The organism is Pirellulales bacterium (genome assembly GCA_036267355.1).
Classification (GTDB): domain Bacteria; phylum Planctomycetota; class Planctomycetia; order Pirellulales; family DATAWG01; genus DATAWG01.
In genome coordinates, this window is the sequence record DATAWG010000028.1 from 76,116 (window position 1) to 91,844 (window position 15,729).

At 60.6% G+C, this 15,729-nt stretch carries 13 protein-coding genes; 4 read left to right on the top strand and 9 right to left on the bottom strand.

The genetic code is table 11. The features are described from left to right. The first annotated feature begins 130 nt into the window (after positions 1 to 130). From cimA to VHX65_04815, 3 genes are all read left to right on the top strand, one after another. Complete coding sequence (cimA, locus tag VHX65_04805; GenBank protein HEX3997849.1) at positions 131 to 1,714, top strand: citramalate synthase; 1,584 nt, start codon at positions 131 to 133, stop codon at positions 1,712 to 1,714. A 118-nt stretch (positions 1,715 to 1,832) separates the two neighbouring features. After that, entirely contained in the window at positions 1,833 to 4,898 is a 3,066-nt protein-coding gene (locus tag VHX65_04810; protein HEX3997850.1) for a valine--tRNA ligase, read from the top strand. Between the two features lie 215 nt (positions 4,899 to 5,113). Continuing rightward, a complete protein-coding gene (locus tag VHX65_04815) occupies positions 5,114 to 5,518 on the top strand; it encodes a bifunctional nuclease family protein (GenBank protein HEX3997851.1) in 405 nt (134 codons plus the stop codon). A gap of 597 nt (positions 5,519 to 6,115) precedes the next feature. Here the strand turns inward: VHX65_04815 and VHX65_04820 are convergent. The 4 genes from VHX65_04820 to VHX65_04835 all read right to left on the bottom strand — a co-directional run bounded on the left by VHX65_04820 (position 6,116) and on the right by VHX65_04835 (position 10,114). Then, the gene (locus VHX65_04820; GenBank protein ID HEX3997852.1) at positions 6,116 to 7,009 is read right to left on the bottom strand and encodes a CBS domain-containing protein; all 894 of its coding nucleotides are present in this window, start codon (positions 7,007 to 7,009) and stop codon (positions 6,116 to 6,118) included. A gap of 153 nt (positions 7,010 to 7,162) precedes the next feature. Then, positions 7,163 to 7,369 carry a hypothetical protein gene (locus VHX65_04825; GenBank protein HEX3997853.1) on the bottom strand — a complete coding sequence of 69 codons (207 nt, stop codon included), beginning with the start codon at positions 7,367 to 7,369 and terminating at the stop codon, positions 7,163 to 7,165. A 129-nt stretch (positions 7,370 to 7,498) separates the two neighbouring features. Beyond that, the gene (gene bioA / locus VHX65_04830; protein ID HEX3997854.1) at positions 7,499 to 8,860 is read right to left on the bottom strand and encodes an adenosylmethionine--8-amino-7-oxononanoate transaminase; all 1,362 of its coding nucleotides are present in this window, start codon (positions 8,858 to 8,860) and stop codon (positions 7,499 to 7,501) included. 78 nt (positions 8,861 to 8,938) lie between these two features. Further along, positions 8,939 to 10,114 (bottom strand): trypsin-like peptidase domain-containing protein, encoded by a 1,176-nt coding sequence (locus VHX65_04835; protein HEX3997855.1) that lies wholly within the window; start codon positions 10,112 to 10,114, stop codon positions 8,939 to 8,941. A 230-nt stretch (positions 10,115 to 10,344) separates the two neighbouring features. Here VHX65_04835 and aat point away from each other — a divergent pair, with 230 nt between their 5' ends. Further along, complete coding sequence (aat, locus tag VHX65_04840) at positions 10,345 to 11,010, top strand: leucyl/phenylalanyl-tRNA--protein transferase (protein HEX3997856.1); 666 nt, start codon at positions 10,345 to 10,347, stop codon at positions 11,008 to 11,010. A gap of 224 nt (positions 11,011 to 11,234) precedes the next feature. Here the strand turns inward: aat and VHX65_04845 are convergent, their stop codons facing one another. From VHX65_04845 to coxB, 5 genes are all read right to left on the bottom strand, one after another. Continuing rightward, complete coding sequence (locus VHX65_04845; GenBank protein HEX3997857.1) at positions 11,235 to 11,627, bottom strand: hypothetical protein; 393 nt, start codon at positions 11,625 to 11,627, stop codon at positions 11,235 to 11,237. Positions 11,628 to 11,743: 116 nt separating this feature from the next. Then, a complete protein-coding gene (locus VHX65_04850) occupies positions 11,744 to 12,052 on the bottom strand; it encodes a cytochrome C oxidase subunit IV family protein (GenBank protein ID HEX3997858.1) in 309 nt (102 codons plus the stop codon). A 13-nt stretch (positions 12,053 to 12,065) separates the two neighbouring features. Beyond that, a complete protein-coding gene (locus VHX65_04855; GenBank protein ID HEX3997859.1) occupies positions 12,066 to 12,806 on the bottom strand; it encodes a cytochrome c oxidase subunit 3 in 741 nt (246 codons plus the stop codon). Next, positions 12,796 to 14,445, bottom strand: coding sequence for a cytochrome c oxidase subunit I (gene ctaD, locus VHX65_04860; protein HEX3997860.1), 1,650 nt, complete (start codon positions 14,443 to 14,445; stop codon positions 12,796 to 12,798). Before ctaD ends, VHX65_04855 begins: the two co-directional genes overlap by 11 nt. A gap of 193 nt (positions 14,446 to 14,638) precedes the next feature. Then, positions 14,639 to 15,727 carry a cytochrome c oxidase subunit II gene (coxB, locus tag VHX65_04865; GenBank protein ID HEX3997861.1) on the bottom strand — a complete coding sequence of 363 codons (1,089 nt, stop codon included), beginning with the start codon at positions 15,725 to 15,727 and terminating at the stop codon, positions 14,639 to 14,641. Between the last annotated feature and the right edge of the window lie 2 nt (positions 15,728 to 15,729).

The following is a 15,729-nucleotide window of genomic DNA, read 5'->3' on the forward strand; positions in this document are numbered from 1 at the left end:
ACTTGCCCGACGCGCGAAACCGCAAGCGAGCCGCAATCCCCCGCTTAGTAATGAAGCTCGCTTGCGGTTTCGCGCGTCCGCCGCCGTATTCCTCACCACCACCCTCACCACCACCCTCACCCTTCCCCGCATGCGTATCCAACTCTACGACACCACCCTTCGCGACGGCAGCCAAGGCGAAGGAGTGAATTTCTCGCTCCAAGACAAGCTCCAGATCGCCCGCTGGCTCGACGAGCTGGGCTTCGACTATATCGAAGGGGGCTATCCGCTGTCGAACGAGAAGGACGCCCAGTTCTTTCAGCGCGTGAAAGACCTGCGGCTCAAGCATGCCCGGGTGTGCGGGTTCGGCATGACGCGGCGCAAAGGCGTTCGGCCTGCCGACGACCCGGGCATGAAGGCCCTGCTCGATTGCGGCGCCGCAACGCTCACGATCGTCGGCAAGACTTCGGCGTTCCATGCCACCGAAGTGCTCCGCGTCTCGCTGGAAGAAAACCTGGCGATGATCGAAGACACGATCCGCTACTTGCGCGAGTCGGGCCGCGAAGTCATCTACGATGCCGAGCATTTTTTCGATGGTTGGAAATTCAATCCCGAGTACGCCCGCCAGACGATCCAAGCCGCCGCGGCCGCCGGCGCCGGGCGGATCGTGCTCTGCGACACCAACGGCGGCAGCATGCCGAACGAAATCGGCGATCTCACCCGTGCCGCGATTTCGGCCGTCGATGTGCCGGTGGGCATCCATTGCCACAACGACTGTGAACTGGCGATCGCCAATTCGCTGGCCGCCGTCGACGCCGGCGCCACCCAAGTGCAAGGCACGATCAACGGCTTCGGCGAACGCTGTGGCAATGCGGATTTGATCTCGACGGCCGCGAATCTCGCCGTGAAGCGGAACGGCCTCGAGGTGCTCGCGCCCGGCGGAGTGCAACGGCTCACCGAGCTATCGCGCTTTGTCTTCGAAACCGCGAATATGAACTATCGCAACAACCAGCCGTTCGTCGGGCCGAGCGCGTTTGCCCATAAAGGCGGAATGCACGTGCACGCCGTCAATCGCGTCGCCGCCAGTTACGAACATATCGATCCCGCCGCGGTCGGAAACCAACGGCGAATTCTCGTTAGCGAACTTTCGGGCCGGTCGAACATCATCGCCATGGCCACGCGGCATAATCTGCAAAACGATCTCCCGCTCATGGACAAGATTCTGGCCCAGGTCGTGTCGCTCGAAAACAATGGGTATCAATTCGAGTCGGCCGAGGCGTCGTTCGATTTGCTCGTGCGGCGCTGCGCCGGCACGTTTCAGTCTCATTTCGAGCGGCTCAGCTACCATGTCGACATGGGCTGGGACGATCATCATGGCCTTCAAACCGAGGCCACGATCAAGCTCCGCATCGGCGACGCGCTGCGCCACGAGGTGGCCGAGGGGGATGGCCCGGTGAACGCGCTCGATGCGGCGTTGCGAAAGGCTCTTGAAGTGGCCTTTCCCAATTTGGCCGAAATGCACTTGGTCGACTATAAAGTTCGCGTCATCAATTCCGAGGCGGGCACCGCCGCGGGTGTGCGAGTCGTGATTCAAAGTCGCGACCACGATGTCGACTGGGGTACCGTCGGCGTCAGCGAAAACGTGATCGAAGCAAGCTGGATCGCACTCGTCGACGCAATCGAGTACAAGCTTTGCAAAGACGAAGCGCGAGAGCCGCAGAAGATCGCCGAGTGACGACGCCGATTCAAGGATGCGACGCGCGAAACCGCGAGCGAGCTTCACTGTCATGCGGCGGACTGAAGCTCGCGTGCGGTTTCGCGTCTGATTCAAACTCTACCCCGTTGCCAAAATCATGACCGAATCCGCGGCGGCCGCCGAGCTGCCAAAACAATACGACCACGTGCAGGCCCAACAGCGATGGTATCGCTTCTGGAATTCGCACGGCTATTTCCACAACGAACCCGATTCGCGCAAGCCCTATTCGATCGTCATCCCGCCGCCGAATGTGACCGGTGCTTTGCATCTCGGCCATGCCCTGAACAACACGCTGCAAGATATCTTGATCCGTTTCAAGCGGATGCAAGGTTTCAACACGCTCTGGATGCCCGGCACCGACCACGCCGGCATTGCGACGCAAGCGGTCGTCGAGCGACGGCTGATGGAAGAGGAGAAACAGAGCCGGCACGATTTGGGCCGCGACGGTTTGGTCGCGCGCATCTGGCAGTGGAAGGACCAATACGAAGCCCGCATTCTCGACCAACTCCAGCAAATGGGAATGAGCTGCGATTGGCAGCGCACGCGGTTCACGCTCGACGCCATTTGCGCCCGGGCCGTGCGGCACACGTTTTACCGCATGTTCACCGACGGCTTGATCTATCGCGGCAAGCGGCTCGTGAATTGGGACCCATTTCTGCAAACCGCCGTAAGCGACGACGAGGTGTTTCACGAAACCGTGAAGGGCCACTTCTGGCATTTTCGCTATCCGGTCGTCGATCCGCAGCCGGGCGAGCCCGAGTTGGTCGCGATCGCCACCACGCGCCCGGAGACAATGCTGGGCGACACGGCCGTCGCCGTGCACCCCGAACCCGCCGCGGCGCTCGACAAAGCGGAGCGCGAGTTGGAAGCGAAATTGTCAGCGGCCGCGCAAAAAGATCGGGCCGACATCGAATCGCAATTGGCCAATATCCGCGAGCGCCGCGAAACCGTGTTGCCGAGGCTCATCAAACTGCGCGACATGGCCCGCGCTGGCCGGCGGTTGCGCTTGCCACTATTGAATCGAGAGATTCCCCTCGTGGCCGATGAATGGGCCAAGCCCGAAATGGGCTCCGGCTGCGTGAAAATCACGCCCGCCCACGATCCGAACGACTACGAAGTCGGCCGCCGCGCGAATCTGCCGAGGATCAACATTTTGAACCGCGATGGCACGCTGAACGAAAACGCCGGCCCCTACAAGGGTCTCACGGTGGCCAAGGCCCGGCAGCGCGTCGTCGCCGACTTAGAAGCCGCGGGTTTGGTGGAACAGATTGAAGACCGCGAAATCGATCTGGCCCATTCCGACCGCTCGAAGACGCCGATCGAGCCGTTCTTGGCCGATCAATGGTTCGTGCGGATGGAGGATCTCGCCCAATCGGCGATGGATGCGGTCACGACCGGGCGGGTGCGAATCATTCCCGATCGCTATGCGAAGGGCTATTTGGATTGGCTCGGCGAGAAACGCGATTGGCCGGTGAGCCGGCAATTGTGGTGGGGCCATCGCATTCCAATCTGGTATGCGCCGACCGCTTCGGAAGCCGATTTGAAAAAAGCGTTTGCCGATCGGCCGGATGTCGCCTGGCGGCGCGACGAAGAAAATAATCAATGGCTGATCTGCGCCCAAGAAGCCGACCTGCCGGCCGACGCCATTCCGGGCCACACGATTTCGCAAGATGCCGACGTGCTCGACACTTGGTTCAGCTCCGCGCTCTGGCCGCATTCGACGCTCGGTTGGCCCAATCAAACGCCCGATCTGGCTTACTATTATCCCACCCGCGCTCTGGTGACCAGCCGCGACATCATTACGCTGTGGGTGGCCCGGATGGTGCTCGCCGGCCTGTACAACCTGGGCGAGGTGCCTTTTCGCGATGTGTTCATCCATCCAAAGATTTTGGATGGCAACGGCGAAACAATGTCGAAGACCAAGGGCAACGGCGTCGATCCGCTCGATGTCGTCGGCAAATTCGGCGCCGATGCGCTGCGATTCGGCCTCGCCTATATGGCCACCGAAACGCAAGACGTGCGCATGCCGGTCGAATTCGAATGCCCGCATTGCCGCAAAAACGTCGGGCAGACGCAGAAGAACCGCGTCCTGCCGCGCGTGAAATGCACGCACTGCGGCAAAGAATTTTCCACGCAATGGGCCTCGAAGGCCGACGACCTCGCCCTGCCGCGAGCGATGGTCACCAGCGAACGATTCGAGTTGGCCCGCAATTTCTGCAACAAGCTGTGGAACGCGGCGCGGTTTGCGCTTTTGAATCTCGAGGGTTACGAGCCTGCGCCGATCTGTCTCGATGCCCGCTCGCCGATCGAAGACCGCTGGGTGCTCAGCCGGCTGTCGAGCGTTACGGTTGCGGTGACCGATGCGCTCGAGGCGTATAAATTCGCCGAAGCGGCGCGGATGCTTTACGACTTTGCCTGGGATGAATTCTGCAGCTTCTATGTCGAGATGATCAAGACGCGGCTCGCCGAGCCGGGATCGCGGCCGGAGGCACAGCGCGTGTTGGCGCATGTGCTCGACACACTCGCCCGCCTGTTGCATCCGATGACGCCATTCATCACCGAAGAGATTTGGCAGCGACTGACGGAAGCGGCGCCGCGGCGCGGCTTTGCATCGCCCGAGCCGCCCGCCGAAAGCGTGATGATCGCGCCGTGGCCCGTGGCCGATGGGCAACCGATCGACGCGCGGATCGAAACGCAGTTTGCAAAGTTTCAAGCCGTGTTGGCCGGCTTGCGCGAAGTGCGCAGCCGGCAGAATATCGCCCCGAAAACGCCGATTCTTTTTTCCGTGCGTACCGATGCGGAAACGCAGTCCCTGTTGGAACCGATGGCGGCGTATTTCCAATCCATGGCCGGCGCAACAGCCACGGCGTGGGGCCCGGCGGTGCAATCCCCTGCGATGTCGGCCAATTTCAGCGCCGCCGGCTGCGAAGTGTTCGTCGATCTGGCCGAGCATATCGACGTGGAAACGGAAATCGCGCGGCACGAAAAAGAAATCGAGCAGTTCCGCACTCAGATCGCATCAAAAGAAAAGCAATTGGCGAACGAAAACTTCGTGCGCCGCGCCCCGGCCGAGGTGGTCGCGAAAGAGCGCGCCGCGCTCGACGAGCTCCAAAGCCGTCTCGCCGCCGCAATCGCCATCCTGCAAAAACTCCTGCGCCGCTAGCGCTTCCTCAAGTCCAGGGAAGGCGCGCGAACCGTCTCCCACTGGCAATCGCCCCCCGGGCCCTCCCTGGGTGCCCGGCGCGCCGATCACCACCCGCGCAATCGCTCTCGCGCGCCTCTGCCACCGATTTCCCCGCGCCCTAGCCGCACGCCTGCGCCGCGATTTATAATCGGTGCTGAAACTTTTCTCCGGCCCGACAAGCAAGAGGTTCGGCCATGCCCGTGCAGATGGAATTATCGCGAATCATCATCAGTGAAATCAACGACCAACAAGTCATCTACCTGAAAGAAGTCGATGGCGACCGAACCTTTCCGATTCTCATCGGTTTTTTCGAAGCTTCGAGCATCCATCGCCGCGTGCGGCAAGATCGCTCGCCCCGCCCGCTGACGCACGATCTGCTGGTGAGCGCGGTCGAGCGGCTCGACGGCGAATTTCAAGACGTCGTGATCAGCGAACTGAAAGACCACACCTACTACGCCGTGCTGCGCATCCGCCACGAAGGCGAATTGGTCGAAGTCGACTCGCGACCGTCCGACGCGATCGCGGTGGCCGTTACCTGCGACCCGCCGCTGCCGATTTACGTTTCGGAAGAAGTGCTCAACGACGTGCTCGGGCAGTGAGGGAAGAGGGGCCAGGGGGCAGAAAACGACACTGCGGCAACGAAGTAGTCGTGATCTTGCGTGCGATTGCGCGTCGCGGAACATTGCGCACAGAACAGCGCAGACGGCACACGGAGAGCGTGTGAAAGAATGCGGACTGGCTCCGAACTCGCTTGATCAAACACCGGCAAAAACGGTCGCCGCGAGGTGCCTGTCCCCATTCTTTCACATCCTCGGAGTGTGTTTGCCACGTAGCAGGCATACTCCGTATGCCGTCGGCCACTTGAAACGCCTGCCATCATGCCGTTCGAGCTGTTCGACCGTGACCAAGAATGGACAATGCGGCAGGGCAATCTCCCCGATTGGTTCCAGCCCGGCGCTACTCGTTGTACTATCGGTATCCGATGGTAGCGTGAGCGAATCGGCGTCGCAGACGGCACACGACTGTGCCTACTACCTAGCAGGCATTCTCCGAATGCCGTCGGCGCGGTGACATGCAATCCATACCGGAAAAGGTGGGAAGCCAGTTCGCGGTCCTGCCCGCAACGGGTGGCAGACGGCACACGGAGTGTGCCTGCTACGCTGGTGAATGCGGACGTTGCTCGGACGGAATGGCGCTTACGTGCATTCGACCGTGGTCAGGTCGACGGCGCCTTCGGCGGGCAGCGATAATTGCTCGATCAATCGCAACACGCATTGCAACGCCATCAGCAGATCGCTGGTCGTTACGATGCCGATCAGTTTGCCGTCTTCGACAACCGGCACGCAGTTGATCCGTTTGGCGAGCAGAATCGTCGTGGCGGCCGCGACGGGCATGTCGGGAGTGACCGTGATCGGATTGGCGGTCATGATGTCGGCGACGGTGTCGCCCCCTTCGCCCTGAATGTCTCGATCACTGACGATGCCGACGAGCTTTCCGCCGGTCGCGCAAACGAGCAAATGCCGGATCACGCTCTCCTTCATTAGTTGGCGCAATTCGTGAACGCTGTCGGTCGGCTTCCGCGTCAGGACCGAAGTGGACATAACCTGCCGCACCGTCATCTTTCCATGCGCAAGTTGCTGCGATTCGGCCGACAAGAAATGCAGGATCGCCTGCCGCTTGACGACGAATCTCGCCTGCAGGTCTTTCGGCACCGGCGCCGGTTCCGGCGCCTCGCTCGTTTTCGCACGAACCATATTGCGGCGCACAAGCCAAAGTGTGGCAATGGCCGGCACGATTCCGGCAATGCAAATCGGCAGCCACACGGCCCAGGGGCTCGACGGGTACGGCGAGGCCTCGGCGACCGGCGCCTTTGCGGAGCTAATCGCGGCATTGTGGTTCGTCGGACCCGCTGTCGCTTGCTGGATCGCCACGGTGCCCAAGAAGGTGTTCTTGAGCGGCGTGCCGATGAACATTCCGACGGCCAGGATCGTTCCGACGATCAACGCGATGCAGACCGCGTATTCAACAACGGCGCTGCCGGCGGAAGAACGTGCAAATGCGAAAAAACGACGCGAAGATCGCTTGGCCATGTCAACACCGGCTCCCTGTGTTGGCAGTCCCGCCCGGAACCCGCCGAGAAATAGTTGATAGTTCGGACCCACGATATAGATAGGTTGGACACGGGGACCGGTCAAACCCTCGTGGGAAAACTAACTTCGGCGCGGATCGCGAGGCGTATATTTCTATCGCTTTGGCGTCTTTTTCTTCGCCGGAGCCTTTGCTTTCTTAGCGGGTGCGGCCGCAGCCTTGATTTTCCCGCTCTTTGCCGCGGCCGATTTGGATGCCGCCTTCTTCGATTGACCGCCGCTCGCCGCAGCTTTCTTCCCGCTGAACGCCGAGGTCCAGCCGTCAGCATATTTTTGCGTCGTTCCCACGCGAATAATCGTCACGTTCGTTCCTTTCTCGAAACCCAATCCGACCAATAGTTCATTTAGAAAAACGCGGTTTGCCCGCCCAGTTGCACAACCGAAGCGATTGCGCAGTCTTTGTTACCGCAATGCGTCGTTATGGTCAAGGGTTCATCCGCGACGGTTCGCTGCAAATTCTCCGACAATGCCGTGTTCGATTGCCGTGCAAATTCGGTCGAGCTCTTCAAGCGTGATCGCCAGCGGCGGCATGACGACAATGACATTGCCCAGCGGGCGCAGCAGCACACCCTCGGCCCGCGCACGCTCGCAGACGCGCAGCCCGCGCCGCTCTTCCCAAGGAAACGGCTCGCGCGTGAGCGGATCGCGAACCAGTTCCACTCCGGCAATTAACCCGCGCTGGCGAACATCGCCCACGCTCGGCAATCCAGCGATTCGAGCAAGGTGTTCGGCAAGCCGATCGATTTTCGGCCGCAGCCGCGCGAGCGTTTGTTCGTCGGCGAAAAGATTAAGCGACTCGAGCGCCACCGCGGCCCCGAGCGGATTGCCGCCATAGGTGTGCCCATGAAAAAACGTCCGGTTCTCGGAGTAATTGCCCAAAAACGCGCGCCAGATTTCATCCGTCGCCAGCGTCGCCGCGAGCGGCAGATAGCCGGCCGTGATGCCTTTGGCGAGGCAGAGCAAATCGGGCGACACGTTTTCTTGCTCGCAGGCGAACATCGTGCCGGTTCGGCCGAAGCCCACCGCCACTTCGTCGGCAATCAGCAGCACGCCATAGCGGCGCGTCAACTCGCGGACCCCTCGCAAATAGCCACGCGGATGCATCACCATTCCCGCCGCGGCCTGCACCAACGGCTCGATCACCACCGCCGCAATCCGCTCGTGATGCTCGGCCAAAAGCCGCTCCATCGCCGCCAGATAATGCTCGCACGCCGCGCCGGTGGAAGCACCAGGAGGCAAGCGATACATATCCGGAGCGGGCACCCGCAACACGTCGAACAAAAGCGGCCGGAACATCGCATGAAACCGTTCCACCCCGCCCACGCTGACGCTGCCGAGCGTGTCGCCGTGATAGGCATCGCCGAGAGCGACATAAAGATTCTTGGCCGGCTTCGGTTCCGAGCGCTGCCGCCAATACTGAAACGCCATCTTGAGCGCCACTTCGACGGCCGTCGCACCGTCGTCGGAAAAGAACACGTGTTCCAAGCCCGCGGGGGCGATATCGACTAGCCGCTTGGCCAGTTCGATCGTGGTGGGATTCGACGAACCGAGCTGTGTCACATGTGCGACCCGATCCAATTGCCTGCGCAGCGCCGAATCAAGCCGCGGATGGCAATGGCCGTGGATATTGCACCACAAACTGCTGACACCGTCCAAATAAGCTCGGCCGTCGATGTCAAACAGCGTGCATCCCTCGGCCCGCTCGATCACCAGCGGCTCGTATTCGGCCATCTGCGTGAATGCATGCCAGACGATTTCTCGGTCCCAGCGGAGGAGTTCGTCGCGAGAAGGCATGGGGAAGGGGCGAGGGGCGAATACGAAGCAGGGAGCGGTCGCGCACGAAGAGTCTCACAGCGGGAGTGGCGCGGTGGATTATTGGGGTGGGCGTTGGCCGACGGTGATGTCGAGTTTCTTTTCTTCGCCGTCGCGGATTACGGTGGCCTTTACCGTCGCGCCGACCTTGCTTTTCGCAACCAATAGCCGCAAGAGCGTCGGGTCGTCGACCGCTTCGCCGTCCCAGGAAGTGATCACATCGCCTGGTTTCAAGCCCGACTGATCGGCCGGTGATCCGGCGACGATGCCGACGACCAGCGCCCCGTGCGTGCTTTTTAGGCCAAGTTGCTGGGCATCGGCCCGCGACAACGGCGCCAATTGCACGCCGAGGTAACCATACGCCTGTCCGACTTTCTGTCCCTTCTTCAGCTTTTCATACACTTCCTTGGCTGTCGAGCTCGGCAGCGCGAAGCTGATGCCTTGATAGCTTTGGCCGTAGATGGCCGTGTTGATGCCGATCACTTGCCCTTGCATGTTCACCAACGGGCCGCCGCTATTGCCGGGGTTCACGGCCGCGTCGGTTTGCAGAAAATCTTGCGTCGGCGAATTCTCGAACCCGCGGCGATCTTTCGCGCTGATGATGCCGAACGTGACGGTGCGGTCCAAGCCATATGGATTGCCGATCGCCAGCACCCATTCGCCGACTTCAAGCTGGCCGCTGTTGCCCCACGTGGCCGCGATCAGATGCGTCGCGGGGATCTTGATTACGGCCAGATCGGAGCCCGGATCGGTACCGATCACCTCGGCCGCGTATTGATGGTTGTTGGCGAGTGTGACTTTGATCGATTGCGCGTTTTCCACCACGTGGTTGTTGGTGACGATGTAGCCGTCGGGATCGATGACCACTCCCGAGGCTTGCCCCTCGACGTGATACATCGCGTTGCCGAAGCCGGCGTTGCCCAATCTGGTTTGTGCCGTATCGATGAACACTACGCTTGGGCCGACTTTGCTCGCGATCACGCTGAACGCCTTGCTCAAGGCTTCGAGCTTATTGCCCACTTGCGGCAACACTTCGTCGATGGCCCGCACCTGGCCGGCCATCTTTTTATATTCGATCTGCTCGAAATACGTGGGCAGATACCAGAGCACCGCAACGGCGATCAACACACCGATCAACATCGGCAATCGCGAAGCGGGATGCGGCGGCGGTGGCACGGAGCGATTCGGATTGGCTGGCGGATAGGCAGGGCCGGGCGGATAGCTGTTCGGGTCCATGGCGATCTGCTTTGACACTTAATGTTGGTGGTCGATACGATAGGCAAGCGCCGACTCGCGGATGCACTGTTACTATAACGTTTTTGCCGAACTCAAACGACCGGCTCTCGCGGCCTCGATCATGCCGTGGTGGGGCGGTTGAGTTGGTTGTTGCAACCCCTGCGCCGTACGCTACCGCCGACCATCGCGGCGAATGCGAATTCCAAACCGCTAGCGAGTCTGTAGATCGTATGCCCTCGCGTTTTCCGCCCGCCGAACTGGCCGAACCGATCGGTCTTGTGTTGATCGGCGGCACGCTCGGTCCGGAATGGCTGCTCGATGCATATCGGCACGGGATTTTTCCCTGGCCGATCATCAGCGGTTGCCGGCAGGTGCAATGGTGGTCGCCCGACCCGCGAGCGATTTTCGAGCTGGATGGTTTTCACGTGTCCCGCCGGCTCGAGCGCACGTGCCGAAGCGGTCGCTTCAGAATCACTTCGGATCGCGACTTTTCTGCCGTCATCCGCGGTTGCGCCACCGCGGGGGCTCGTGCGCGAGCCACTTGGCTATCGCGGGAGATGATCGCCGCCTACCAGGCGCTGTTTGAATTGGGCCATGCGCATAGCATCGAAGTGTGGCGCGAAGATCGGTTGGTCGGCGGCACGTACGGCGTCGCCATCGGCGGATTGTTTGCCGGCGAATCGATGTTCCACTATGAGCGCGACGCCTCGAAGGTGGCGCTTGCGAATCTGGTGTCCCATCTGCGCCAGCGAGGCTACCGCCTATTCGACATCCAAGAGCTAACGCCCCACACGGCCAGCCTTGGAGCGATCGAAGTCCCGCGAAGCGAATATCTCAAGCGGCTGACCCAAGCCGTCGATTGCCCGGTGACATTCGGAACGCTCGCAACAAATTGACGGAGCCCGGGCGAGAATCAGCTGCTGGAAATGGGTCATAGATAGCTGTGCGCCGTGTGCGATTCCGCACGGGGCGAATGCCCGTTTCGCTCACTCTTCCAGGGATGGCGTTGCGGAATTCGCCGCGGCCTTGCAGACAACGTGGCGAGCCACGCTCGGCGTGCCGGCTGTGCTGCTGTGTGGCAGCGCGCCGTGAAGCGCCGATGGCACACGGAGTGTGCCTACTATCCTGGCATCGCCGGAGGCGAGACGAAAGGATGGTCGGGCGTGGACCAATCGTGCCTGGGGACGGCCCGGCTGGGCGTTTCGCCAACCGGGGCGTTGACGAGGATTATCCCCAGCAGCAGCACGCCGGCCGAAAGCGCGCTGCCGATCATCGACCAGCGCATGCCGATCTTGCCGCTATACAGGCCGCGGATGATGCCCGCCAGCCCGGCCACGAGGCCGCACGAAGAAATTGGGATGCTCAAGATCGGCAGGAAAAATAGCATCAGAGCGATGCTTCCCAAGCACGCCGAGCAAACGCCGAATTCGATCGACGGCGCGAATTGGCGTTCGGGACGCGAAATCGGCTCCTCTTCCCTTTCGACCAGCATGGAGGGTTCGATGGTGTTCATGGTTGGCGTATCCGCATTGGTTCCACGAGGCCCATACCGGCGGCTAGCGCCTTGCCGCTCACCGACGGACAGCCCGCCCGTTGGCGGCAGGCGCTAGCCGCCGGTGTTTTCACTCCTCAATGCCCTGGCATATGGGGAATCAGGTTCCGGGAAAAATAATCCGTAAAGGTGAGCGATAACAACACCACCAACCACACAATCGCCACCAACACGATCAACCACGTCAGCCGCGGAGCGTGAATCACATGCATGAAAAACAGCACCACCAGCGACGCTTTCACCAGCGCGATCAACAGCCCGATCGTCTCGTGCGACGCCGGCGAGAGCGAAATGAACGACACGGCGACCGTCAGCACGGTCAGCACCAGCAGGGCCGTGAGCACGATGGCATACAAGCGAACCGTCAGCATTGGTTCATACGACATTCTTCCGCTCCGCTCAAAATCCAATGTGGGTGTGGGTCCCTTGCAGATAAAGCATCGGCAGCAGGAAAATCCACACGATGTCGACGAAATGCCAATACAGGGCCAACACTTCGACCGGCGTGTAATAAACCGGCGAAAAATGCCGGCGAAAGGCCAGGGTCATCACGATCAGCACCGCCACGATGCCGAGCGTCACGTGCAGTGCGTGAATCAATGTCATCACCCAGTAAAACACCAGGAACAACTGCACGTGCGGCACCTGGTCGGGCGATAGATGCTCTTTATCGACCCATTCTTGCGGATTGAATCGCCAGCCGGGAATAAGGAATTCCTTGTAGTCGAGGTAGTATTCGATTCCCTTGAACACCAGAAATAGCAATCCCAGCGCCGCCGTAGTCGCCAGAAACCACGCGGTCTGCTTGTTGGCGCCGAGCTTCGAATAATGCACGGCCAGCACGATCGTAAAACTGCTCAAGAGCAATACGATCGTGTTGGTGCCGCCGATGATCCACTCCAGCTTTTCGCTCCCCTTCTCGAAGGCATCGGTATACATGTGGTGGTAGACGGCCAGCGCGAGGAAGATCGCGCCGAAGAACATCACCTCGGTGGCGAGAAAGACCCACATCGCGGTCGTGGCGGCGTGGTATTGATGCTCGAGGTTTTCATATTGCTCCTCGAGCCGATGGCGCACCAGGATCGAGTGGTCGAGCATGTGGCGCTCGTCGGCCTTGAGCAGCGTGTCGTCAGAGCTCATTTTGCGCCTTCTCGAGGTGGTATTGATACGGATCGCGCACGACGATCGGCGTTTCTTCGAAGTTGTCTTTCGGCGGCGGCGACGGGGTTTGCCATTCCAAGCCGGTCGCGCGCCATGGATTCGGGCCGGCCCGTTTGCCGTAGCGCAGCGAAAGAAGCAGATAGCCCAACGGCAACACGTAACCCACTGCCAGGATCGAGGCTCCGGCGGTGGAAAGCACGTTCCACACCTGAAATTCCGGCGGATAGCTGTGATACCGCCGCGGCATGCCATTGTAACCCAGCACGAACTGCGGCAAGAACGTGAGGAAGAAGCCGAAGAAGATGATCAGCGCGCTCATGCGCGACCACCATTGCGAATACATCCGCCCGGTCATCTTGGGCCACCAATAATGCAGCCCGCCCATGTAGGCCATCACCATCCCGCCGACCATGATGAAATGAAAATGTGCGATGACGAAGTAGGTATCGTGCACGTGGATATCCATGCCGAGCGTGGCCAGAAACAGGCCGGTTAGCCCGCCGATCGTGAACAACGCCACGAACCCGAGGGCAAACAGCATCGGCGTGGCGAATGAGATCGAGCCCTTGTAGAGCGTCGCCGTCCAGTTGAACACCTTGATCGCCGACGGCACCGCCACCAGAAAGCTCAAGCTGGAAAACACCAGCGCCGCATACACGGAAATCCCGGCCACAAACATATGATGCGCCCAAACCAAGAACGCCAGCGCGGCAATCCCCATGCTCGAATAGGCGACGAACGTGTAGCCATATAGCTTCTTGCGGGCGAAGCAAGGGATGATCTCGCTGACAATGCCCATCCCGGGCAGGATCATGATGTACACGGCCGGATGCGAATAGAACCAAAACAAATGTTGAAACAACAGCGGATCGCCCCCCAGCGCCGGGTCGAAAATTCCGATGTGCGTCACCCGCTCGACCACGACCAAGATCAATGCCATCGCCAACACGGGCACGGCCAGCAGAAAGATGATGCTCGTGGCATACAGCGTCCACACGAAGATCGGCAGCCGGAACCAGGTTAGCCCCGGCGCGCGCATCCAGTGCACCGTCACGACGAAATTCAACCCCGTGAAAAGCGACGAAAACCCGGCGATCACCACGCCGATCATCGTCGGCACGATGTCGTAGTGCGAGGCCTGCGAACTGTACGGCGTGTAAAATGTCCAGCCCGTGTCGATGCCGCCGGCGATCATGGCATAGAGCGTCCAGCAGGCGCCGATGATATAGAGATACCAACTCAACAAGTTGATCCTCGGCAGCGCTAAATCCTTGGCCCCGATCATCAGCGGCAACACGAAATTGCCAAGCGCGGCCGGCACCACGGGCACGAGAAAGAAGAACACCATGATCACGCCGTGTAGCGTGAACAGGCGATTGTAGGTGTCGGCGGGAATCAGGCTCCCCTCGGGCGTCATCAGGTTGAGCCGGGCGACGGAAATCGCGAAGCCGCCGATGAAAAACATCACCGTCACGCTCACCAGATACAGAATGCCGATGCGCTTGTGGTCTTTCGTCAGCAGCCACGACAAGATACCGCTCGTGAAATTGAGATACGTTTCCGGCTGGACGACAGCCGGCGCTTCGGCGATCTGCGATTCGAGAATCTCGGTGCTCATAGTTTTTGATGACCTGCCGTTCGTAGTAGGCACACTCCGTGTGCCGTCTGCCCCGGAACCGGCTCGGCTCCGGCGGAAGGGTGGCCCGCTGTGGCCCGCTCCCTCGCTAACGCTTCGGGCTAGTGTCCTCCACGCTTGCGCGTCGGGCGCTCGTGTGCCGCGCACACGAGCCCGAAGCGCCAGCGAGGGAGCGTCAGCGAGGATGTTCTATGTTGTTGGACTTGGAATTGCCTGCATTCGTGTTGTCCGATTTGCTGTTGTCCGTATCCGGCACCGCTCCGAAGGGGAGCTTTTGCGGATCGCCATCCGGCGGATTGACCGGGGGGGGAAAGCTTTCCACCCGCGGCGGCGTCTCGTTCGGCTTCAGCGTGCGAATGAATTCGATCACCGCCATCAGGTCTTCCGCGCTGATCACGCCTTGAAAGGTGGGCATGATCGGATCGTAACCGGCCACGACTTTCGCCGCCGGATTGAGGATCGACTCGCGAATGTAGTTTTCGTCGGCGATCACCGTCCGCCCGTCGCGCAGCGGCACCGGCTGGTTGTAGAGCCCTTCGAGCACCGGGGCCCGGGCGTTTTCGTTGGCGCTGTGGCAACTGATGCAGCGATATTTTAGAAAAACCTTGCGGCCTTGCAGCGCGAGCGAGCCTTCGGCCGACGATTGCAGCCAGCGGCGATAATCGGCCGGCTCAAGCGCCACCACGGTGCCGATCATGCTCGCATGGCCGGTGCCGCAATATTGCGAGCAAAACAGGTGATATTCGCCGGGTTTGCTGGCCTGAAACCACAGCGATGTGAACCGCTGCGGCAAGACATCCATATGGATGCGAAACGCCGGCACGAAAAAGCTGTGAATCACATCTTCCGAAGTGAGCAGCAGACGCACGGAGCCGCCCACCGGCACATGCAAGGCATCGATCTCGCGCTGCCCCTCGGGATGCTGAAATTTCCACATCCATTGCTTGCCGATCCCGTAGATGACCGTCGAATCGTCGGGGGCATGGTAGGCATCGATATAGACATGCGCACCCCAGATGAACATCACGACGAAAACGAACGCCGGCGCGATCGTCCAAGACCACTCCAGCTTGTGCGAGCTATGCGTTTCCGGAGGCGGAGCGACCTGCCCGGGACGCCGACGATACTTGATCGAAAAGTAGATCAACAAAAACGCGACCAATAACCCGACGCTCCCGCACACAACGACCAGGAACAGCAATAGCTGATCCACCGAGTGGGCATTGGTCGAAGCTGCAGCCGGAAATATGGCAACGCTGGGCATTG